The sequence below is a fragment of the Ignavibacteriales bacterium genome, assembly GCA_015709675.1.
In the GTDB taxonomy this organism is placed as follows: domain Bacteria; phylum Bacteroidota; class Ignavibacteria; order Ignavibacteriales; family Ignavibacteriaceae; genus H2-BAC3.
The window spans coordinates 338,664-361,534 of sequence record CP054182.1 but is presented as its reverse complement, the minus strand read 5'-3'; the positions used below and the strand labels follow the sequence as shown (position 1 = coordinate 361,534).

At 45.7% G+C, this 22,871-nt stretch carries 16 protein-coding genes; 15 read left to right on the top strand and 1 reads right to left on the bottom strand.

Annotation, left to right across the window (positions count from 1 at the left end):
* Window positions 1–2: 2 nt before the first annotated feature.
* Window positions 3–2,267: a hypothetical protein gene (locus HRU80_01185; GenBank protein QOJ27550.1), complete on the top strand. Its 2,265-nt coding sequence runs from the start codon at window positions 3–5 to the stop codon at window positions 2,265–2,267.
* Window positions 2,264–2,905, top strand: a complete 642-nt coding sequence (locus tag HRU80_01180) for a response regulator transcription factor (protein ID QOJ27549.1) — start codon at window positions 2,264–2,266, stop codon at window positions 2,903–2,905. Before HRU80_01185 ends, HRU80_01180 begins: the two co-directional genes overlap by 4 nt.
* A gap of 543 nt (window positions 2,906–3,448) precedes the next feature.
* Here HRU80_01180 and HRU80_01175 read toward each other — a convergent pair.
* Window positions 3,449–4,507: an IS110 family transposase gene (locus tag HRU80_01175; protein QOJ27548.1), complete on the bottom strand. Its 1,059-nt coding sequence runs from the start codon at window positions 4,505–4,507 to the stop codon at window positions 3,449–3,451.
* Window positions 4,508–5,105: 598 nt separating this feature from the next.
* Between HRU80_01175 and HRU80_01170 the strand changes: the two genes are divergently transcribed.
* From HRU80_01170 to HRU80_01110, 13 genes are all read left to right on the top strand, one after another.
* Window positions 5,106–5,831, top strand: a complete 726-nt coding sequence (locus HRU80_01170; GenBank protein ID QOJ27547.1) for an rRNA pseudouridine synthase — start codon at window positions 5,106–5,108, stop codon at window positions 5,829–5,831.
* Between the two features lie 50 nt (window positions 5,832–5,881).
* A complete protein-coding gene (locus HRU80_01165) occupies window positions 5,882–6,370 on the top strand; it encodes a hypothetical protein (GenBank protein ID QOJ27546.1) in 489 nt (162 codons plus the stop codon).
* Window positions 6,360–7,640, top strand: coding sequence for a DUF2157 domain-containing protein (locus HRU80_01160; GenBank protein ID QOJ27545.1), 1,281 nt, complete (start codon window positions 6,360–6,362; stop codon window positions 7,638–7,640). Before HRU80_01165 ends, HRU80_01160 begins: the two co-directional genes overlap by 11 nt.
* On the top strand, window positions 7,630–8,190 hold the full coding sequence (locus HRU80_01155; GenBank protein ID QOJ27544.1) for a GDYXXLXY domain-containing protein: 561 nt from the start codon (window positions 7,630–7,632) through the stop codon (window positions 8,188–8,190). The genes HRU80_01160 and HRU80_01155 overlap by 11 nt, the downstream gene beginning before the upstream one ends.
* Window positions 8,191–8,727: 537 nt before the next feature.
* Window positions 8,728–9,249, top strand: a complete 522-nt coding sequence (locus tag HRU80_01150) for a hypothetical protein (protein QOJ27543.1) — start codon at window positions 8,728–8,730, stop codon at window positions 9,247–9,249.
* A 15-nt stretch (window positions 9,250–9,264) separates the two neighbouring features.
* On the top strand, window positions 9,265–9,447 hold the full coding sequence (locus tag HRU80_01145) for a hypothetical protein (protein QOJ27542.1): 183 nt from the start codon (window positions 9,265–9,267) through the stop codon (window positions 9,445–9,447).
* A 392-nt stretch (window positions 9,448–9,839) separates the two neighbouring features.
* Complete coding sequence (locus HRU80_01140; protein ID QOJ27541.1) at window positions 9,840–13,193, top strand: T9SS type A sorting domain-containing protein; 3,354 nt, start codon at window positions 9,840–9,842, stop codon at window positions 13,191–13,193.
* A 508-nt stretch (window positions 13,194–13,701) separates the two neighbouring features.
* On the top strand, window positions 13,702–14,220 hold the full coding sequence (locus tag HRU80_01135; GenBank protein ID QOJ27540.1) for a hypothetical protein: 519 nt from the start codon (window positions 13,702–13,704) through the stop codon (window positions 14,218–14,220).
* Between the two features lie 238 nt (window positions 14,221–14,458).
* The gene (locus tag HRU80_01130) at window positions 14,459–15,037 is read left to right on the top strand and encodes a Crp/Fnr family transcriptional regulator (GenBank protein ID QOJ27539.1); all 579 of its coding nucleotides are present in this window, start codon (window positions 14,459–14,461) and stop codon (window positions 15,035–15,037) included.
* 291 nt (window positions 15,038–15,328) lie between these two features.
* The gene (locus HRU80_01125; protein ID QOJ27538.1) at window positions 15,329–16,048 is read left to right on the top strand and encodes a pirin family protein; all 720 of its coding nucleotides are present in this window, start codon (window positions 15,329–15,331) and stop codon (window positions 16,046–16,048) included.
* Window positions 16,049–16,084: 36 nt separating this feature from the next.
* Window positions 16,085–16,615, top strand: coding sequence for a YceI family protein (locus tag HRU80_01120; GenBank protein ID QOJ27537.1), 531 nt, complete (start codon window positions 16,085–16,087; stop codon window positions 16,613–16,615).
* 302 nt (window positions 16,616–16,917) lie between these two features.
* Window positions 16,918–18,390 (top strand): calcineurin-like phosphoesterase C-terminal domain-containing protein, encoded by a 1,473-nt coding sequence (locus HRU80_01115; protein ID QOJ27536.1) that lies wholly within the window; start codon window positions 16,918–16,920, stop codon window positions 18,388–18,390.
* Between the two features lie 709 nt (window positions 18,391–19,099).
* Complete coding sequence (locus HRU80_01110; GenBank protein ID QOJ27535.1) at window positions 19,100–22,660, top strand: fibronectin type III domain-containing protein; 3,561 nt, start codon at window positions 19,100–19,102, stop codon at window positions 22,658–22,660.
* Window positions 22,661–22,871 lie beyond the last annotated feature (211 nt).

The following is a 22,871-nucleotide window of genomic DNA, read 5'->3' as shown; positions in this document are numbered from 1 at the left end:
GCATGAAATCAGGAGTAAGTATAATTACCATACATAACAAATTCGTATTCGTCTTTTTCGTGCTTTCGGTCTCACTGATCGCACAGTCTTCGCTGGACAGTCTTGAGCTCTATGATCCTTTTACTCAGACAGAAAAGATCAGGAGAATAATCAAGAGTGAGTTCTCCACCCTTGGCAGGGAGTACAGCGAAAAAGTTTTAGAGTATTCTGATGAAATACACAGAGCGGCCGATACTGATTACGCGGTAAAAGCCTGGGCAAACATCAGAATCGGGGATATTTATTTCCGCTCCTCCGATTATAACAGGGCACTCAGCTATTATTTTACTGCTCTCCGGCTCTATGAAAAGGGGCAAGACTCACTTATGGCGGCGTTTGTAAAACTGAAACTGGGGCGCGTACATTACTTTGCCGATATTGATCCTGCAACCGATTATTATTCGGAGGCAGGCAGCGTTCTTAAAAATTCATCTGATAATTTTCTGCTTTCTTATTATTATTATATTTCCGCTATAAACGGCAAATCAGCTGATGAGCGTGCTGAATACCTGCAAAAAGCGACCGCGATGCAGGAACGACTGGTCATGGAACATCCTCAGAATAAAGATTATCATTCGGCACTTGCTTCTTCGTATAATTTGGCGGGCAGATACGATCTTGCGGTAAAGTCGGCTGAAAAATCAGGAGACAACTGGCTTCTGGTGCTCCTGCTGAATAACCAGGGGGCCCGGATGGTTCGGGAGGGGAGCTATCAGCAGGCGCTCAGGGTGTTTCAGAGGTCGGTTGCGCTTAGTAAAGAGGGGAGGTTTAAAACTCTTCTGAGGAACGGGTTTGAAAATACTGCCCGGGTGTACCGGCTTATGGGCGATCACCGCAAATCAACGGTATATATGCAGCTGATGATTCTGGTAATGGAAAGCCTGTATCTTGAGCAGATTAACAGCCAGATAAGCGAAATGAGGGTTAAATATGAATCAGAAAGAAAAGAACTTGAAAACAAATACTTAAAAACCGAAAGTGAGCGGCTTTCTCAGATTGCGGATGCTGAAAAAAATCTAAACAAACTGCTCGCTGCACTGACCCTGATTATAGCCGCGGCGCTGGGAGTGGTATATGTGGGGAACAGAAAGCTTAAAAAAATGAATGCCCAGCTTGATACCCGCAACGCTGAAATCCTGCGCAAACAGGAAGAGCTTTCAAGCCTGAACAAAATTCTAACCGAGAGTGAAAAAAACCTGAAGGATGCACAGGCAACCGCCCATCTTGCTAACTGGGAGATGGATTTTGCCGCTAAATCGGTGACCTATTCCGATCAGTTCCCCTCGATATTCAGAGGGGTATATATTGAACCGGGTATGCAGGCGTTTGAGAAGATTATACCCGCACTCTGCCACAAGGAGGATGCTCCCAGACTGAGGAGATTCCTTGATGCAGGGCAGGAACTGCTGAATATCAGGGAGATGGAATTCAGAATCATTCCAGATCACACGGTGCACTGGATACGGATAAAAAAGTTTATCAGAAAAAATGAAAACGGGGAGGTGATAAAAATGTACGGAACGGTGCAGGATATTACAGAACAAAAAATCGAAGAAGAGAATAAAATTAAAATCGCAGAACAGAAATCATATACACGGCAGCTTATCGGCTATCAGGAAGAAGAGCGGAAAAAAATAGCCGGAGAACTGCATGACGGACTCGGGCAGGATCTTCTGCTCATTAAAAACCGGGCGCTGCTTGCACTGCAGAACCAGCAGATTGATTCCTTTGCCTATACCCAGATTAACGAAATCAGCGCGACTGCTTCGACTGTGCTGGATACTCTGCGTGCGATTTCTTTTGATCTGCGGCCCGTTCACATTGAGCGGATTGGCCTTGCTGAGGTGCTTAAGGGGACAGCTGAACGGCTAAGACAGGCTTCGCAGAAAAATATCGTCTGCGATGTAGATGATATCTCCGGACTTTTTTCAGTTGAGAGCGAGGTAAATCTGTTCAGAATCTATCAGGAAGCACTTAACAACATCATCAAATATTCCGATGCACTGGATGTATATATGGGACTGCATAAGCGGGAGGATTATGTGCACATCCTTATCCGTGATAACGGCAGAGGATTTGACTATGAAAAAACCATGAAAGAATCGGAAGGATTCGGGCTGAGAAGCATTATAAACCGTGCAGAATTTGTGAGGGGCGCCATACTAATTAACACATCGCCGGGAAACGGAACCGTGATTGATATTTCCGTCCCTTTTGAGGTAAAATGAAAGAAGAAATCCGTGTAATCCTTGCTGATGATCATCCGCTAATCAGGCAGGCGGTTTCCCAGGTGCTTACCGCAAGCGGTCGTGTTACCGTAGCGGGGCAGGCGGATAACGGCCGCGAGGCAATTGAACTGGTGCGGAGTGTGAAACCTGACATTGCCATTCTAGATATACAGATGCCCGATATGGACGGCTTTGAGGCCGCGAAGATTATTCTTTCGGAACACCATAAAACCCGCATTATTTTCCTGACCATGTTTAAGGAAGCCGCGCTGATTAAAAAAGTCTTTGACCTGGGGGTAAAAGGATATATACTTAAAGAAAGCGCGGTGCTGGATATACTGAAATGCGTGGAAGCGGTGTATGAGGATAACTTTTACTTAAGTCCCGAAGTTTCTCAGGTGCTGCTCGAAAGCCAGCAGGAAACCGAACGGGAGGGGAATCTGACTCCGGCAGAAAGGAACATTCTCTTTCTGATAAGCAAGGGAAAGAGCAGCGAGGAGATTGCGCAGGAGATGTTTGTCGCCCGCAAGACGGTGGAAAATCACCGGAGCAACATCTGCAAAAAACTCGGGATTACGGGTAACTCAGCATTGCTTAAATATGCCTTAAAGATGTTCGCGGAAAACGGGGGGAACTAATGAAGAATGAAAAATGAAGAATGAAAAATGAAGAATGAAAAATGAAAAATGAAAAATGAAGAATGACCCTTCAGATATATAGTCCTTCATGTCCTTAAAGTCGTTAATGTCTTTGTACCCGTAAATTGGCCCGTCTATAGAAAAGAAAGTCAAGAGAAAACAGTAATCCTGTAAAGAATTTTACAAAATTCAGTCTCTGACTTGGGGTTTCACAAGCCACGTTCTTGAAAATGCCAACCAAAATGTACCAACTCAGAGTTTCCCCCTTGGGTTCATGGGTTCTTCAACTGCTTTCTTTATTCGCTTTTACTTTATAAGTTTTTCTATGCGTCTATTTGAGCCATGCCAATGTTTCAGGCTGCTACGATAAATTCCAGAATTAAACCGGAAGAGGATTAATCGCGGATATGTGCTATAAAGAAATTATTCTTTTGCAACGGGCCATTGTGAATGCTCTCTTCCTTAATACTCTAGTAAGCGTGTTTACTGTCTCCATGAGAATGTTCTTTGCCGGTAAACAGAATGGTATCTAATTGGATATGTTTACTTCTTGGATTTCACCTTTGTTTTTTTACTGATAAATGGTTTTTCTGTTTTGAGAATGCCAAAAGTAACCCTTGCAACATACCGTGCTACAGCATTCCTTGCATTGTGCTGGCTTACACCTCTTTTTAGCAGATCCTTGTAAAGAGCCGATAATTCATTCTCACCGTTAATGCAAGTTGAAGCAGCAACCTTAAATGCCTGTTTGAGGATTCTGCTGTATCGACCTTTCCTGTGCCCGTAAGTCTTTCCTCCGCTCTGTTTAACGTGAGTAACCAATCCGGAGTAGGCAAGAAATTTTCCAACACTGTCGAAGCGTTTAACATCTATAACCGTTCCGAGGATGGTTACTGCACCAATTATACCGATACCAGGTATGCTCATCAGGTTTTTCAGAGTTTTGTTTTTCTTACACAGCCCGGTGAAGAGAACTTCAAAATCCTTCTTCTGCTTCTCATACTGCTGAATATCTTCTTCCAGTTGGTTGAGGATAAACTTTGTACTTTCTTTCTCTGCTTTAGAAAGATTCCGGGTTTTCCGGGAAAGTCCGTCCTGCCCAAGAAATGCTGTTTTCTGATTCTGGAGCCTTACCCCTCGTTTTATCAGATCACTGTAAGCGCTGATATATTTTCGCAACTCAAATTCTTCTTTCTTTGCATGGTAAGTTTCCTTGAGCATGCCGTTATAAAGCAAGGTGCTGAGTTTTTGAGCATCAATAGGATCAGTCTTTGGCCCCTGGGTTAACAGTCGGTTCTGATAAGGATCACAGATAACCACTTTTGCAGCGTAATCGTACAAATTGACAAAGAGCCAGTGAGCCGGAGAGCTTTCCTCTAAGGCAATAATGGTTTTACCGGACAGACTCTTGAGCAGTTGCTGAAGCTGCTTCAGAGAGCTTGGGTGCTCGGTTACCCGGATACGGTTCTGATAGGGTGCTCTTATCATTGCAATTGCCATGGTGCTTTGCGACCAGTCAACGGCAAGATAATTATCGTATCCTGCATATTTGTTGACCACTGAATAACTTTTGCCGGTCAGTTGTTTTTTTATAAGTTTCATGAGCGGTTTCCTTAGTTTAATGAGATGTCAACTGTTATGGTGAATAAAATTCACTTTTACTACACCTTAAATTAAGTGAAACCGCTTTTCTAATTTATCGCGGATTGTAAACGGATGCGGGGCAGCGCGGATTAACACGGATTTTTTTGCCGCCCCGATGGGCCTTTGGTGGTGGGTTTGTATTATTCGTTATTAATATTTCGCCCCTCCGGGGCGGGGATGTGTAATCCTGTCCATCCTGTTCATCCTTGAATCGTGTTCTAAGACCGTAAACCCGCGCAAAGACGCTTAGGCGCAGAGGGAGAATATGATTTATCCTGTCCATCCTGTTCATCCTTAAATCGTGTTCTAAGACCCATACCCAGCGCATTGGCGCTAAGCCGCAAAGGGAGGGACTCGAAAAAAATTCATAATTCATATTTCAGATTTCATAATTCTTTTAGGTTTCCCGCAGATCACGCAGTTTGGCGCAGAGCAGAAAATAGCCCTTCAGAAACTGTAAAAAACGATAAAATCGCCCTGTTTTCCTCTTATTTTAGGCGGTTTTTGGGTTTGAAAATGTGTATTTTAGTCCTGTCCAAAAAACGGAGCTGAACCAGTGGAAAGCGAAAAAAATACTGTCCCCCTCGAAAGGGCACTGTCCAAGCTTGGGGTGCTTTCACGCAATAAAATGCGCTATCTGATTGATAAGAAGCGGGTGAAAGTGAACGGAAAGGTAATCTCCAGCCATTTTTATCCGGTCGATATTTCATCGGATGTTATCACCATTGACGATAACCCTGTTGCCGTACCGGAGCATGTATATATGATGGCACATAAGGTAAAAGGGCAGACCCATCTTTTTGTAAATGAACGTACCAGACAAACGGTTTTCAAAGACCTTCCTCCTGAAATTCATCACATGGTTCCCGCGGGCCGGCTTGATACCAATGCCGAAGGGTTGTTTCTATATACCAACGATACCAAGTGGTCATCAAAAGTGATTGAAGTTGAGGATAAAGGCAAGGAGATATATTTGGTGCGGGGTGAAGGAAACATTATGGAAGAATCTCTCGCTGAAATGAAGGAGGGAGTGCTGGATATGGGGGATCTGCTGAAGTTTGATGATGCTGAATTTGAAAAGCAGAGCAGCAAAACTCTCGTCCTGAAGATTACCCTGACCGGCGGAGGAAGAGTGAAACTGATACGCCGGATGTTGGCGGTGTTTCAGTTCAGAATTTTCCAGATTCAGCGGATACAGCTCGGCGGGCTTCAGCTTGGTGATCTGCCCCGCGGAGAGGGAAGACTGCTTACCGAAGATGAAAAGAACAGCGTTTTTGCCTGAGATACTCCGGGCGGAAAGAACCGGGCACTGCCTGCTGAACTGAGCGGAATATGAAATGGAGTAAACTCAAACATACCATGGAGGAGTATTTCGCCCCGGAGGTGAAGGGAAGAGTGCATATATATACCACGAAATATACCGCGGGGAGCAACTTTATGGTGAGGGGGTGGATCACCATTGATCAAGAGGAGATCGCCAATTTTTCCACACCGGATAATCACGCCCGCTTCGGACACTCCTCCCCTGAATTTGATGAAAGAATTAAACCGGAGGAGCGTACCGCCGGGAAAGCTGCCGAGAAGGGGGAGTTCGCTCAATGGGAGCTTGCCGACTCCTGTCTGCAGTATATAAACCAGAGCATTGATGAATCGTTTAACAGCCCCAATCCTCTCATCCGTGCTTTTGCCATGCTTGACCGGAGGACGGGGAAGAGACGTCTGCTTGATCTGGACAGGGAAGGAATGCATCCGCTGGTAAAAAGGATGTATGACCTGAGAATGGAATCTCTGGGGAAAAAGAAGGAGACAGATGAAAATTAATCTTGATGAACTGGTTAACGCGGGAATTCTTGATGAGGGAAAAAAGCAGGAGATTGAAGCCTATTACCAGAAACAGGGTAATGAGCCGCAGAATAAACTGCTGATTGCATTCTCTTCGCTGGGCGCGCTTCTTACCGGGCTTGGCGTTATACTGATAATAGCGCACAACTGGGATAACTTCAGCCGCGGAGTTAAAACGCTTTTTGCGTTTCTTCCGCTTATACTGTCCCAGATCACAGCAGTCTGGGTTTATCTGAAGAGAAAAGAAAGCGCGGCATGGCGTGAAGGGGTGAGTGTATTTCTTTTCTTCAGCGTGGGTGCATGCATAGCGCTGATCAGCCAGATATTTCATGTCGCCGGAGATCCGGGGCAGTTTGCGCTTGTGTGGATTCTGCTGACGCTCCCGGTGATATATATACTCCGCTCTTCGGCTCTTTCTCTGCTTGAGACGGCGGCTATTACCTGGTATGCCATGGAAACCGGCTACGGAGTTTATTCCGCGATGCATGAGCAGTGGTACTGGCTGCTGCTTGCCGGAGTGATTCCCCATTATCTGATGCTTGAAGCAAAGGAAAAAACCTCCCTCTTTACATTTTTCCACAGCTGGTTTTTGCCGCTGAGTATTATCATATCACTGATGGGGCTTGTGGGGCAGCCAAACGGAACCGTGCTTTTTCTGGTGATTTTTCTGTTGTTTACCGTGCTTCGATTAAGTTCAGGTATGTTAAGCAGGGGGAGAAAAGCCGCGAATGGTTTTTATACACTGGGAACCGCGGGGATATTCATCATGCTTATCCTGTTCAGTTTTGATTTCCACTGGGTTGAAATAGTGAATGATTATGAAAACGGAAACCGTCTTATATATCAGGGGGAAATCATTTACGGCTCACTGCTGCTTGCCGCCGCGGTCTTTCTTCTGTATGCCGGAAGAAAATCACTCCCCGGCAAAGGCGAACAGACAGCGGATGCTGCATGGATTATACTGCTTCTGCTTTATCCGCTCACGCTGATTGATTATATGATTCCGGTTGTCGCGGTGAATATCATGGTTGTGACAGCGGGAGTCGGTATTGTGAGGCGGGGACTGGAAGAGGATAACCTGGGAGCGCTTAATTTCGGGCTGGTGGTAGTAGCCGCACTGATTATTTCGCGGTTCTTTGATTTTGACTTAAGTTTCCTCACCCGCGGAGTGATGTTTATCATCACCGGCGCGGCATTCTTCGGAGCGAATTACCTTATGATTAAAAGGAGGCGCAGCCGTGAAGCATAAGAAAATTTTACTGATTGGTCTGGTGATTGTTATTGCCGCACAGCTTCTGGTCCCGGTGGGTCTGATTATCCGGTGGAACGGTGTGCTGGAAGAGGGTAAGATATATAAGTTCCGCACTGCGCCGGCTGATCCGTCGGATCCGTTCCGCGGTGCATATATACAGCTGCAGTTCAGGCAAAATCACTGGGATATCCTGACCGGCAGCAGGGAGAACCGGAGCAGACGCATTTATGTGTGGCTTGAGGAAGACAGCGCGGGTTTTGCCGCAATCAGAAAGGTGACCTATGATCAGCCGGGGGATACGGCGGATTATGTATCCGCATTTATTGATCATGAATATACCGATGCTGAAAAGCGGAGGCAGATACGGATTCGCTATTCGTTTGATCAGTATTTCCTTCCGGCCGAAAAAGCGGAGCGGGCTGAACAGCGGTACTTTGCTGCGGTGAGTGATTCCGCTGCCGTGGTCTATGCACAGGTCCGGGTGAAATCAGGAACCGGTATTCTTGAGAGCGTAATGATTAATGGTACGCCGCTTGAGGGGAAATGATATATAATTATGAATTATGAAGTATGAAGTATGAATTGTGAATTGTGAATGGTGAATTGTGAATGGTGAAGAATGTATTTCGTTCTTCTCAAATTCGTACAGACAGATGACAATCTGTCTTCCCCTGCAACAGCCAATTAACACTCGCAAAGATGCAAGAACGCAAAGGGATTTTTAACGCAAAGTAAATGAAGTGTATCGCAGAGTTGTTTCCCGCAGATTTCGCAGATTGCCGCAGAAATTCATCAAACGATTTCCGATCCGTATTAATCCGTGCTGCGGAGCATCCGTATAAAATCCGCGGACAGTAAGGGGAGTTACAGGCTACGGTAAACAGAAAAAATTTAACGCAGTATAAAAGAAGTGTGACGCAGAGTTTTAAATTATTGGGAGTTTTAAGTTCGCGCAAAGACGATAAGCGGTATTGTAAAAAAAGCTGAGCAAAGTTCGCGATGTGAAACTTCCGGCTGATAATAAACACGCTGATGCATCTCTGAAAGCAGTTAAACTTTTATCCATTTTTTGTAATTTTGTGATATGAAAAAGAAGCAAACATACGCCCTTGATTTTATTGTTGATAAACTTACAAATTCTATCGAAAATGTAATTACCGGTGATGCTTTCCCTACGATTGTATCAGTAGTATCGAAAACCGAACTAAAACTGCTTACCTCCAAAAACGGATGGGTGTTTGACTGGATATCTGAATATAAAAGACCCGAGAGAGCGGTTTATAAACTGACAATCTTTAATAATCCGGAAATCTTTCAGGGTTTAATAAGTGTTGAAGTGAAATCAGATCATGTTTTTATTCATTTGCTTGAAAGTGCTTATTTTAACAAGGGGAAAGAAAAAGTTTATGCCGGAGTGCCAGGGAATCTGGTTGCGTTTGCCGCAAAACTTTCGTTTGAAAGAGGACATGATGGAAATATCGCATTCATTGCAAAGACGAAATTAATAAGGCATTATGAAGAAACTCTCGGGGCTAAACATTTTGGAGGCCGACTGATGATCATAGATAATGCTGCAGCTCTCAGGTTAATTAACAAATATTTTTAGAAAGCCGGATGGAATATGAGGAATAAAAAGAAAAAGAAAACTGAACTTGATGTTGATTATATTGGCGGTAATGTGCAGTTAACCGAATCAGAAGAAAAGGCATTAAGTGAATTTTTTAAACTGCAAAAATCCAAAATAATCAAAAAGAAAGCTTTGGAAAATAAGAAGCTTAAAAGATCCCCGGAAAAACAAAGATAATCCGTTTATCTGTTTGGGGGAGATTATCTTTAAATTGTCAAATAATTAGTCCGCTATAGATTGTAAAGACCAGTACTTCCGAATCTCGCAATAAACCACAGGGGTTTTTAACGCAAAGTAAAAGAAGTTAATCGAAGAGTTATTTCCCGCAGATTTCGCAGATTGCCGCAGAAATTCAGGAGACGATTTCCGATCAGTATTCATCAGTGATGCGGAGCATACGTATAAAATCCGCGGGCTGTGGAGGGGTAGAAGCGGCAAACGGTTGATTAAAAAAAAGGATATTCCGGGGAAAAAATCTGTTAAAAATTTCATAATTGATATTTCAGATTTCATAATTCTTTTCACTATTTTCACTCACTATTTCCATACAAATAAACAACGGAGACTCCATGCGCCTGCGGCTACTTATTGCAGCCTTTACGTTGCTTGGCACCCTGCTGAATGCACAGCTCTATCAGGGACCGGCTAACGGATCAATCCCCAGCGGTCTGGTGGTTAACACCAATAACTTTACCGACGCTGGTCCGGAAGGAAACTTCCCGGTAAAACCAATGAAAAATCTTTTTGTCAACTCCCATCTTCCTGATAACGCCAGAATGCCGGCTGCATCCGGACCGGAAGGATCAAACTATACCGAAGATCAGGGCTATAACCCGCGGCTGGGTCTCCATCTGACGGGGGACTTTTCGCTCGTCCGCGATTTTAATGGCATACCTGATCAGGGTTTCTACATTCCGCCTGATCCGTATCTGGCCGTTGGTCCGCAGCATATTGTTGGCGTGGTAAACAGCCGCTTCCGTATTTTTGACAAGCAGGGTAATATCCTTAAAACCATCGAAGCATCAAGCTGGTATAACAGCGTTCTCCCCGGCGCTGACCCGTTTGACCCGAAAGTGGTTTATGATCACCACAATAAAAGATGGGTGATGGTATGGCTTAACGTAGGAACTTCAACCGCTCATTTTCTTATCTCCGTATCGGATGACTCCATCCCGACCGGAGTATGGCATAACTGGGCAATGTCCTCAGCGCTTAACGGCTCAACTGCATCAGGCAACTGGGGTGATTATCAGGGCGTCGGGTTCAATAAAGACGGACTCTTTATCACCGCGAATCAGTTTTCTTTTGCCGGTTCCTATAATTATCAGAAATTAAGAATCATTCCTTTTACTGATCTTTATGCAGCAACACCGGGTCAGGTAACCTGGAAGGATATATGGGATATACGCCATCCGGGCGGAAATGAAGTCGGCTTCGGCGTGCGTCCGGTGCTTTCCTATTCCAACTCATCGGACTTTTATCTGGTAGCTCGTTCTCCTTTTGTAACGGGAACGTATTTCACCGTATATAAGATCACCAACCCGACAACCAATCCGGTAATGACTGCCGTGAATGTTCCGGTTACGGCTTACAGTGATCCTGATAACGCGGGACAGCTCGGCGGTTCAACCGTACTTGAAGCCGGCGGAAGCAACCTGCGTCATGAACCTATACTCCGTGACAACAAACTCCACTTTGCGCATTCAGTAAGAAGCGGCACAGGGGGGCTTTATTCAGCAGTTCGCTATCTTTCCATTGATGTAACCAATAACACTGTGGTAAGCGATTATGCACAGGGGCAGGATACCTACTGGCATTTTTATCCCGCTCTTGCAGTTGACCCGCAGGGGAATGTGGCTATCACATATACACGCTCAGGCACAACGCAGTATGCAGGTGCATTCTTTACCTCTAAGCCGGCATCATTCGCCGGACTTACCGGAAGCAGATCACTTAAAGCAGGAAACGGATACTATGTAAAAACCTTCGGCGGAACAAGAAACCGCTGGGGTGATTATAACGGTGCATCGGTTGATCCGGCAACAGGAAATGTCTGGCTCTTAACCGAATATGTTGCCTCAACCAATACCTGGGGCTCATGGGTTGGCGAGCTTGCATTCTCAACCACTGCAGCGCTGGTTGCAGTTAATCAGCCGAACGGCGGAGAAGTATGGCCTATCTCTTCAAACCAGAATATCATCTGGTCAAGCTCAAATGTTACCAACGTAAAAATTGAATACTCAACCAATAACGGAACATCATGGAGCGTGGTAGCAGCATCAGTACCGGCAGCCACCGGACAGTATGCATGGAATATTCCCAACACACCATCAACACAGTGTAAAGTAAGAATCTCCGATGCATCAAACGGTGCGGTAGTTGATGAAAGCAACGGAGTATTTACCATCGGCGCGCCGCAGGGATGGCAGTCAGTCACTTCCGGCACCAGCGGAGATATATGGTCAATCTCCTGGGTTGATGAAAACGTTGTGTGGCTTTCAGCAGCATCAGGTGACGTGAAGAAATCAACCAACGGAGGAGAAACCTGGTCGGCTGCGGGCTTCGCGGCTGAAGGCGCTTACTCAGTAGCAGTTATCGACGCGCAGACCGCTGTGGTATCAACCGGTCCGTCAAGTGGAAACGGCGCTATATACAGAACCACCAACGGCGGAACCAACTGGACTCAGGTATATACTACCTCCGGAGCATGGTTCAACTTTGTTGACAGACTGCCAAGCGGCGTGCTCTGGGCGCAGAGTGACCCGATCGGAGGCACCTTCCATATTATTAAATCAACCGATAACGGCGCTACCTGGACGCTTACCAATAACAGACCGGCAGCACCGGCTACCAACGTCTTCGGCGCGAATGATTCCTATTACAGCATCGGAGATACACTCTGGTTCGGTACCGGAGGTGCAAGCGGAGCTACTCTTGCAAACCGTGTATATAAATCAGTAAATGGTGTTGACGGCCCGTGGACCTTCTCAACCGCTACGGCGCAGTTCACCGGTTCGATGGCATTTAAATCAGGAGCCGGAACCGGATTAGTAGGATTCTGGCAGGTTACCAATCAGATTAACCGCAGCACCAACGGCGGAACAACCTGGACTGCAGTTAACGCAACAGTTGGCAGCGTTCACGGATTTGAATTTCTGCGCGGTACTGATTTTGCCTGGGCTGCAACTACAACCGGCCTCTTCAAAACAACCGACGGCGGCTTAACCTGGGCGCTTGATGAAATTCCGGCAGGCGCGTTTAACCTGAATGTGGTGCGTTTTTCACCGAGCGGAAACATTGCTCTCTCAGGCGGAAGCGCCGGACTGCTTCTGCGCAAAACGGGAAGCCCTGTTATTCCGGTTGAACTTACTTCCTTCACCGCCTCAGTGGTTGAAGATAAAGTGGTTCTTAACTGGTCAACCGCAACTGAATTTAACAACCGCGGATTTGAAGTGCAGAAAAACATTAACGGTACATGGTCACCTGTCGGATTTGTTTCAGGCAACGGTACCACTACCGAAATAAGCACCTACTCATTTACTGATAACTACAGAGGATCAAATTTCAGCGGAGCAGTTTCTTACCGCCTGAAGCAGACTGATTATGACGGCAGATATGCATATTCGCCGGTAACATCGCTTACCATTGATTTCTCAGTAAGTGAATTTGCACTCTATCAGAATCATCCGAATCCGTTTAACCCATCAACGGTTATTACATTCGGTCTTCCTGTTGCATCTGATATATCGCTCAAGATATATGATCAGCTCGGCGCGGAAGTCGCTACCGTGGCTGAAGGCGCATTTGAAGCCGGTAAACATGAAATATCATTTGACGGAAGCAGACTTTCCAGCGGTGTGTATTTCTACAAACTGCAGAGCGGAAGTTTTGTTCAGGTCAGAAAGATGATGATGCTTAAATAATTATGAATTATGAATTATGAAGTATGAATTATGAAGTATGAATTATGAAGTATGAATTATGAAGTATGAATTATGAAGTATGAATTATGAATTGGACTTTTATACGTAAATAATTCTGTATTATAACTATTAATCCCCTTCTTTTGCGTGAGTGAGAGAAGGGGATTTTTTTATTTGTGCTCTGTAGAGACGATGCATGAATCGTCTCTGCAATTTTTTCCCATTACAATTTCATCATTTTGCCGCCGCATTATTTTTACCGATGCATCATTTGAGCAGATGAGCAGATTCTTCCGTAAATTGTACATTGAAAATTATACAATGTCAATTGAACAATTTTGTGTAAGGGTTGGTCATGGTCAGAGTTATGCTTCTTCTTCTGTTTCATTGTATGGTCATACTGCCTCAGGTCAGGTTTCAGGAACTATTCAGGCATCCTGTCACCGGTTATTCTCCCCACTGTTATAACCCGCAGCAAACAATTTCCCCGGATACTCAGGTTTACATAATGGATAAGATCACGCAGGACAGCAGCGAAGTGCCTTTTGACTCGCTTTATGGTCTGCGGGATACTCTGAATAGTGTTTATAACAACCTGTTCGTCGGCTTAGGCATCGGTCTTTTTGCGGGGAAGGCCGTAAATGAAAAGACGGCTTTATGGTATACTGCTGATATTCATTACGGGTTCCGGCTAGATCTGTTCAGTATGTATGCACTCGTGCGTGTGATGCGTACGCCCGAAGACCCGCAGGCAGACCCGGATGATCCGGAAACACCGATGATTTATGAAGTCTCTTATCTGCTCGGGGCTTCGGCTCGGATTGATATATCAGACGGCTTTTCAGTGCTGCCCGTGCTGCAAAAAGCGATCAGAAAAGGGAAATCTGATGACTATAATCTCGGACTGCAAATAAGAGAAGGGAACCAGCTCGGAGGCTTATATGCGGACTACTATTATTCGATTGTATCATTCGATGATCAGGTAAGTATTGGAATGTCTGTGCCGCTAAGTGTCCTGCTCATGTAGGTTTGGTACATAACAGTACGGTGCGGAGATGCTAAAAAATTTCTAACGCTAAAAGTAATATCCCGCAAAGGCGCTAAGATGATTTTTTCCTCTGATTTCGATCCGTAATAAAATCAGCGCTGCTTTAGCATCCGTATAAGATCAGCGCGGGATAGGGGGTTTTAGTTCTGCAATATTCAATACTTCTGATTATCTTTCCCCTGTTGTTAATTGTAAATTGTACATTCTTAATTGATTTATGCCTGCAAGCAAACTGTTATCTCACATAAAAAACCTGACGCAGCTTTCTCAGGAGGATGAGAAGATGATAACCGGTGTTCTGGTGCCGCAGACTATCCGCAAGAGACAGTTTCTGCTTCATGAACATCAGATAGCCAAAGTTGCTGCCTTTGTAATCACCGGCTGTCTGCGTTCATACTCCATTGACCGGAACGGGTTCGAACACATCTTGCAATTCGCTCCGGAGAACTGGTGGATTACCGATATGTTCAGCTTTATCTCAGGAAAGGAAAGTTATCTGAACGTGGATGCGCTTGTTGATACGGAAGTGCTTATCCTTAGCAGGGAAGATCAGCAGGAACTATGCGGAAAAATTCCACAGCTTGAGCATTATTTCCGTGTGATTACTGAGAAAGCTCTGGTGAGCACACAGCAGCGGCTGATGGATAATCTGAGTACCACAGCACGGCAGAGATATGAAAAGTTTTGCGGTACCTATCCGGGACTCATCAATACGCTTCCGCAAAAACTTATTGCATCGTATATAGGAATAACGCCGGAGTTTTTAAGCAAGATCAGAGGAGAAGCTCTGAAATAAATGTACAATGTACAATGAACAATGTACAATTGCCCCCGCATAGCCGCACAAGGTTAAACACAAAGTAAGCAAAGTTCCGCAAAGGTTTCGATCCGTGCTCATCTGCGCTGCTTTAGCATCCGTATAAAATCAGCGTACCATCGGCGGAGCATAGTTTTTCACACACAGTTCCCCAGTTCCCCGAAAACCTCTTAATCTAGTTTAAGATAATTTCTTAAGCTGGTTTATTCCGCACCAGTTTCCACCCCCGTAATTTTGTATCATAAATTTTTGATTAAAGGAACAAGAACAATGAAATCCGTGTTACATACATCAGAGAGCCGCGGAAAAGCTGACCACGGCTGGCTGAAAAGCAGGCATACGTTCAGCTTTGCGGAATACTTTAATCCCGAGAGGGTTCAGTTCGGAGTTCTCCGGGTGCTGAATGATGATATCGTTGCGCCGGGAATGGGATTTGGCACCCACCCGCACAACAATATGGAAATCATATCCATACCCCTTGAAGGAGATCTTGAGCATAAGGACAGCATGGGGAACACAACGGTTATTAAATATGGCGATATTCAGGTAATGAGTGCCGGGACCGGAGTGCTGCACAGTGAGTATAATAAGAATGCTGACCGTGAGGTTAAATTCCTGCAGATTTGGGTTTTCCCCCATACCCGGAATGTTGCGCCGCGCTATGATCAGATAACCCTTGATCCGGCTGAAAGAAAAAATAAACTTCAGCAGGTACTTTCTCCCGACCGCGATGATGCCGGTGTGTGGATCCATCAGAACGCATGGTTCCATCTGGCGGATTTTGACAAGGGCATGCGGACGGAATACCGGTTTAAGGCAGAAGGAAACGGGCTCTATATATTCAATCTGAAGGGCTCTCTTACCGTAAACGGCCAAAAACTTGAGACCAGAGACGGTTACGGTATCTGGGAAACAGACAGCGCGGAAATTACCGCGGAAACGGATGCTTCCTTCCTGCTGATGGAAGTTCCGATGACAAAACAGAATTAATAAACAAGAACATATATATAACGAAAGGATAACACAATGGCAAAATCAGTATGGGCAATTGACCCGACTCACTCAGAAATCGGATTTAAGGTAAAACACATGATGTTTACCAACGTTTCCGGTAAATTCAGTTCATTTGACGCATCTGTCGAAAATGAAGATGACAAATTTGAAACTTCCGCAATCAGCTTCAGTGCTGATGTAAACAGCATTGATACCGCGAACGCAGACCGCGATAATCATCTCAGAAGCGGAGACTTCTTTGAAGTTGAAAAATTTCCAAAGCTCACATTTGTTTCAACCGGCATTACCAAGGTTGATGACAATCAGTATAAAATAAACGGTGACTTCACTATCCGTGACGTGACAAAAAAAATCACTCTTGACGCTGAATACAGCGGACTGATGAAAGATCCCTGGGGAAACACCAAGGCAGGATTTTCTCTGAGCGGAAAGATCAACAGAAAAGATTTTGGTCTTACCTGGAATGCCGCTCTGGAGACCGGCGGAGTTCTGGTTTCAGATGAAGTAAAGCTCCTCTGCGAAGTTCAGGTTGTAAAGAAGTAATCTAAAAAATTCTCTTATATATACGATAAAGCGGATGCCGGCTCCCCGCCACGGGAGCAGGTACTCCGCTTTTTTTTATTATACCCCGCGCATAGACGCTAAGCCACAAAGAGTAAAAGAAGGACAGCAAGGACTTTAAGGACGATAAGGACTGCAGGCAGACAGGGACAAAAATAGTCTGAGATCAGTCGAGGCAGATTACTATCCACATAGCCGGCAAAACAAGCTCTTTTAACAAAAAAATAATTCTCCGGTATCATGGATTTCCGTAAGTTTTGAGAAAATATCCGGAGTATTTTCCCATGGCATCACGCCGCGATTTTCTTAAATATTCACTTCTTGGCTCAGCAGCCGCATTTCTGCCGTCAGACGTATTTGCCCGCCTTCGCCCGCTAAGCGAAACGGAAGGCAGAATCAGAATTCGCGGGAAAGTTTCCTCCGGAGCGCTTCCGGTAAAGGGAGCAGTGGTTTCTGACGGTTTTCAGACCGCGGTAACCTCCTCCGATGGCACCTATGAACTTGTTACATCCTCAGACGCGCGTTTTGTCCACTGCTCAGTGCCATCAGGATATATACTTCCGGTTAATGAGAAAGGAATAGCTCAGCATTACCGGCGGATAACCCCGCGCAGCAACGGGGAGTTCACCGCGTCCTTTGACCTGGCAAAAAATCCGGCTGATGACCGTAATCATGTCTTTTTTGCTTTAGGTGATACACAGATGCTTGATAAGCAGGATATGGAGCGGTTTCATAAAGAGTCGGTTCCGGATATTGCCGCATCGGTAAAGAAGTATGCCGGCATGGGGATGTTTGGCGTTACCGTTGGTGATATCGTTTTTGACAAGCCTGATTTGTACCCCGATTATATAGAAGGAGTTGCAGGAACGGGGCTGCCTTTCCTTCAGGTGCTGGGGAACCATGATGTGGTGCCCGGCTCAAAGAGTGATGAAATGTCAGCAGCCGGCTTTGAGGAGAAGTTCGGTCCGGCCTACTACTCCTTTAACCGGGGGGAAGTGCATTACGTGGTGCTGGATGATGTTTTCTGGTTCAGCGGATATATAGGATATATACCGGATCATCAGCTGCGCTGGCTGCAGCGGGATCTGCAGCATCTTGAAAAAGGAAGCAGGGTGGTGATATTTACCCACATCCCGGTGTACTGCAGACAGCACGAACGGAATGACAAAAAATCCCCCTCAAACTCCCTTGTGGTCACCAACCGGGAGATGCTCTACCGGATTCTTGAACCCTATAAGACAACCATCATTTGCGGCCATACTCACGAAAGCGAGTATATACAGGACGGCGGATGCAGTATTGATATTATTGGGGCGGTCTGCGGAGCGTGGTGGACTTCCGATATCTGCGGTGACGGTACACCAAACGGTTATGCTGTCTATGAGGTGAACGGCAGTACCCTTAACCGGCGTTACAAAGGAACCGGCAAACCTGACGGCTACCAGATGGAAGCGATGGTATATTCAAGGGATGGCAGGAAGTATCTGGCTGCTAACGTCTGGGCGGCAGACAGCGGCTGGGAGATTAGCCTGTATAAGGGAGCTGACTCTCTGGGGCTGATGACCCGGGAACTGGCTAAGGACAGCCGGGCAGTTGATCTTTTTGACGGAGACGGTATGCCTGCAAAGCATCCGTGGGTCGGGGCCTATATGACCGATCATCTTTTTGTGAAAGAGATAACCGGTGAAAAAGGCACCTATACCGTTGAGGCACTTGAACCCTCCGGCAAAAAACACGTTCTGAAGTATGAAGTATGAATTATGAAGTATGAAGTATGAAGTATGAATTATGAAGTATGAATTATGAATTATGAAGTATGAAGTATGAATTATGAAGTATGAAGTATGAATTATGAAGTATGAATTGTGAATTGTGAATTGTGAATCTGAGGGGTACATGAAAAATTTTCCATAGTCCATCGTGGTGGAGGGCAAATTACATCAGATTTTTCCGATCCGTAAAGATCAGCGTTGCCTCAACCTCCTTTTAAGACAGTCGTGCCATTGGCCTGGCAAAAGGGCTGCGGTCAGCCCGCTGAAACCATTATTCTGTCTCCGAACCCCGGCTGATGAGATTTTAATCACACCCCGCCGTCTGTTGTTCAAAAACTCAGCAGTAAAAGCCGAATTTCCTTGCCCAATATTTAAAATTCTGTATCTTGCCTATCCATTTTGCGGTAAAATATATTATTATACGGTTACCGCACAACCGGTCTGGTGATGAGAGCTTGTCAGTCCGGTTTAACCACACGAACACCATACTTTCAAAAAGAGGGTTCCCCACCGGGAGCCGTTCAGAGGGCGGGTTTTCCCCGATCTACCAAAGCTTCAGTATCCGGATTCAGCAGAGCGCATTATGCCCAGACTGTCCGGCGGGTTATCTGTATGCTTAGAGTGAGGGCTGCCTTTTCCTGATTCGATCACGATTTTTTTAATAACTGTAATATATTCATCGAAGGGTTATAGCATGAATAGCTTTTTTATAAATTTCTCCAGAGCAGTTTTGGTGCTTGGGCTTGTGTTTGCAGCAAACACAGGATTGCTGGCTCAGCCGGCAGTTCCAACGCTCACTGCGCCTGCTGATCTTGCCACAGGGCAATCGTTAACTCCCGCTTTAAGCTGGGGTTCAGTTTTGGGTGCAACTGAGTACCGTGTGCAGCTTGCTTCTGATGCCGGATTTGTTTCAGTGCTGACTGATACAGTAACTGCGGCAACCTCCTATGCTGTTTATACCGGTCTTTCCAATTTTACTCAATACTACTGGAGGGTTAAAGCATTTGACGGAACAGATTCAAGTGCGTTTTCAACTTCGTTTTCATTCAGAACCGAACTTGATGTGCCTGCACTGGCATCTCCGGTCAACAATGCTACGGCGCAGCTGCTTACTCCGGCTTTGAGCTGGGGTGCGGTTTCAGGCGCAACAGAATACCGCCTGCAGCTTGCCACAGATGCCGCATTTACCGCGATTACTAAAGATACCGTTACGGCGGCACTTGGTTATAGTGTATATACACCGCTGGCAAACTACACCAACTACTTCTGGCGCGTGAAAGCAATTGACGGCGCTGAAGAAGGGGCTTTTTCTGCAGCATACTCATTCAGAACGCTTCTTGCTTCTCCGGTGCTCAGCACTCCGGCAGACAGCAGTATTTTTGTTTCGGTGACTCCGACCATCAGCTGGAATGCAGTGCCCGGTGCAACTGCCTACGATCTTCAGATTTCCGGAGATAGTAACTTTGTGGGAATTGCATTAAGTCACACCGGTGAAACCGGAACTTCATATACACTGAACGGTCCCTTAGCCCACTACACGGTTTTTTACTGGAGAGTCCGCGCTACAGACGGATCTGAAACAACGGGTTATTCAACACCATTCCGTTTCAGAACACTCATCACCACTCCTGACCTCAGCTCACCTGCTGATGCGGCAGTTGTTCAGCCCGTTAACACCGTGTTTGACTGGGATGACGTAACAGGTGCTACAAGTTACCGCCTGCAGGTTGCAACCGATGCGGCTTTCACAAACATTGTAAGAAACATCCCCGGTATCAGCTCAAGCGGTCATACGCTTTCAGCAGCGCTTGATTATTACACAGTGTATTACTGGAGAGTAAGCGCATTTGACGGTCCTCATGAAACTGTTTTCTCATCAGTCTGGTCATTTGAGACCGAAATTGATGCTCCGGATCTGGTTTCACCGGGATACCTCTCACCGGGCAACTCAATACATCCGACCCTGGTCTGGAACACCGTGGACGGCGCTGATAATTACCGCGCTCAGTTCTCGGCTCTCTCAGATTTCTCCGTTCTGATGTATGACAGCGTGCTGACTGATACTACTTTATATATTGACAGCATTCTGGCAAACAACACCCTCTACTACTGGAGAGTGTATGCTGAAAATGCAAATCCGGATGTTTCCCCCTGGTCATCAAGCGTGTTCAGAACAGTTACCGAAGTTATTCCGTATCTGACACATCCGATTAACAATCATCTGGTATATACCCTGAGCCCGACACTGCACTGGAACATTAATGTCTCAGGTGCCGGCATCAGCTATGATGTCCAGTATTCAGTTGACAGCACCTTCCCGTCTGCACTGACAACCACACTTGACGCAGGTGCGGCAATTACCGATACCCTGAGCGGGCTGCTTCCGGCTACCCAGTATTTCTGGAGAGTAAGAAGCAAGAACACAAATGCGATTATTACTTACTCAGCTCATAACAGCTTTACCACCTTCGGAGAGGTTAACACCATTCCGACTCAGAGCTGGCCGATCGGCGGAGCAACTGTTTACAGTTTATCACCGGATCTCTACTGGTATCTCGGGACAACGTCATTCGGATATACTTACGAAATCCGTTACAAGGAAGTTTCATCGGGCACCTGGTCATCTGCATTAAGCGCAGGAACATCACTCACGTACGGACTGAGCGGACTTACCGCCGGAACAGAATATGAATGGCAGGTACGGTCGCTAAACGGAGTTGATACATCTGACTGGTCAGCTTCAGCGCTGTTTACCACCTACAGCACTTCCGCGGTAACTGCGGTTCAGCCCTATATTTCATATCCGACCAGCGGAGTTATGGTATATACACTTATGCCGACACTGTACTGGTGGATCGGGCAGTCACATGCCGGACTTACCTTTGAGGTAGAAATTGATACTACAGCTCCGGGTAATACTGTTTATAGCGTAACCGGAATTACAGATATTAATTATCAGCATTCATTACCACTTCTGCCGGGAAAAACCTACTACTTCCGGGTGAGAAGCAACAATGGAACTACAACATCAGCATGGTCAGGGTATGAATCATTTGTGACCTTTGGTGTCACCGGAGATATCAGACCGATTCTCGCTTTCCCGACCGGAGGCCAGATACTCTATTCAGTTTCAACTACATTGAGCTGGTATATGGTCGGTTCTGCTGATACCGTAACCTATGAACTGCAGTATAAAGCTAATGATTCAAACTTCAGTTCAACAGTTACTCTTGACACAACTTCTTATACAGTGAGCGGACTTCAGGCTGGTACAACCTACTTCTGGAGAGTGCGTTCCTTTAATGGAAACGCTTATTCAGATTGGACCGATGTTGAAACCTTTGAAGTAACCGGAAATGCAGGAACCTTAGTACCAATACTTACCTGGCCTCTCGGAGGTGCAGCTACCGGTACAACGGTTGATCTTTACTGGTATATAAACGGCACTTCACCGAGTGTTTCTTACCAGGTTCAGTATGCAAGTGAATCTGACTTCAGCAACGCGGTAACGGTCAATGCCGGAAGCAGTACTTCAACTCAGCTGACAGGCCTTGTTCCGGGTGTTATCTACTACTGGAAGGTCAGAAGCAATAACGGAACCACATATTCAGCATGGTCAAACACCGAGACCTTTGCCACACAGGCAGGCTCAAGCCCGGTTCGTCCGATGGGCGGTTCACCGGTTAACAGCGTTTCTCTTACCAGCAATGATGCTCAGCTCTCATGGTTCCTGCCATCACTGGCAAGCGGACTTACTTATGAAGTGCAGTATTCACAGAACAGTGACTTCAGCAATGCGGTAACTGTCGGTAATATATCTGCAACCTCATATATGGCTAATGCACTGCCTTCAGGCGCTCCGGTTTACTGGAGAGTGCGCTCCAAGAATACAGAAGGATTATACTCAGCATATTCAAAGGCAGAGAGATTCATCCCGAATACACCAACCAGCACTGAAGAGCCGGCGGTTATTCCTTCTGAGTTCTCCCTTGAGCAGAACTATCCGAATCCGTTTAACCCAGCAACGGTTATCAGATTCAATCTGCCTCAGGAGATGTATGTCACGATAAAGATATATGACATGCTCGGAAGAGAAGTGAAGACTCTGATAGCTGATACCAAATCAGCCGGGAGCTATGCAATTCAGTGGGCAGGCGATGACAACGCAGGAAGCGTTGTAGCAGCCGGAACCTATCTCTACCGCATTACTGCAGGTAACTTCGTTCAGACCAAAAAGATGGTTTATCTGAAGTAAGAATTATAAATTAGAAGTATGAATTACGAATTACGAATTACGAAGTATGAATTATGAAGTATGAATTATGAAGTATGAATTGAAAGGATTCGCACTTCGTTTTCAATAAGCGAAAATATATACAAACAGAGGCATGTCATAGCGGCATGCCTCTGTTGTTTTAAATGCATTTGCAAAAATAGATGGCGTGGTTTATGTCCTTCATTTCAAC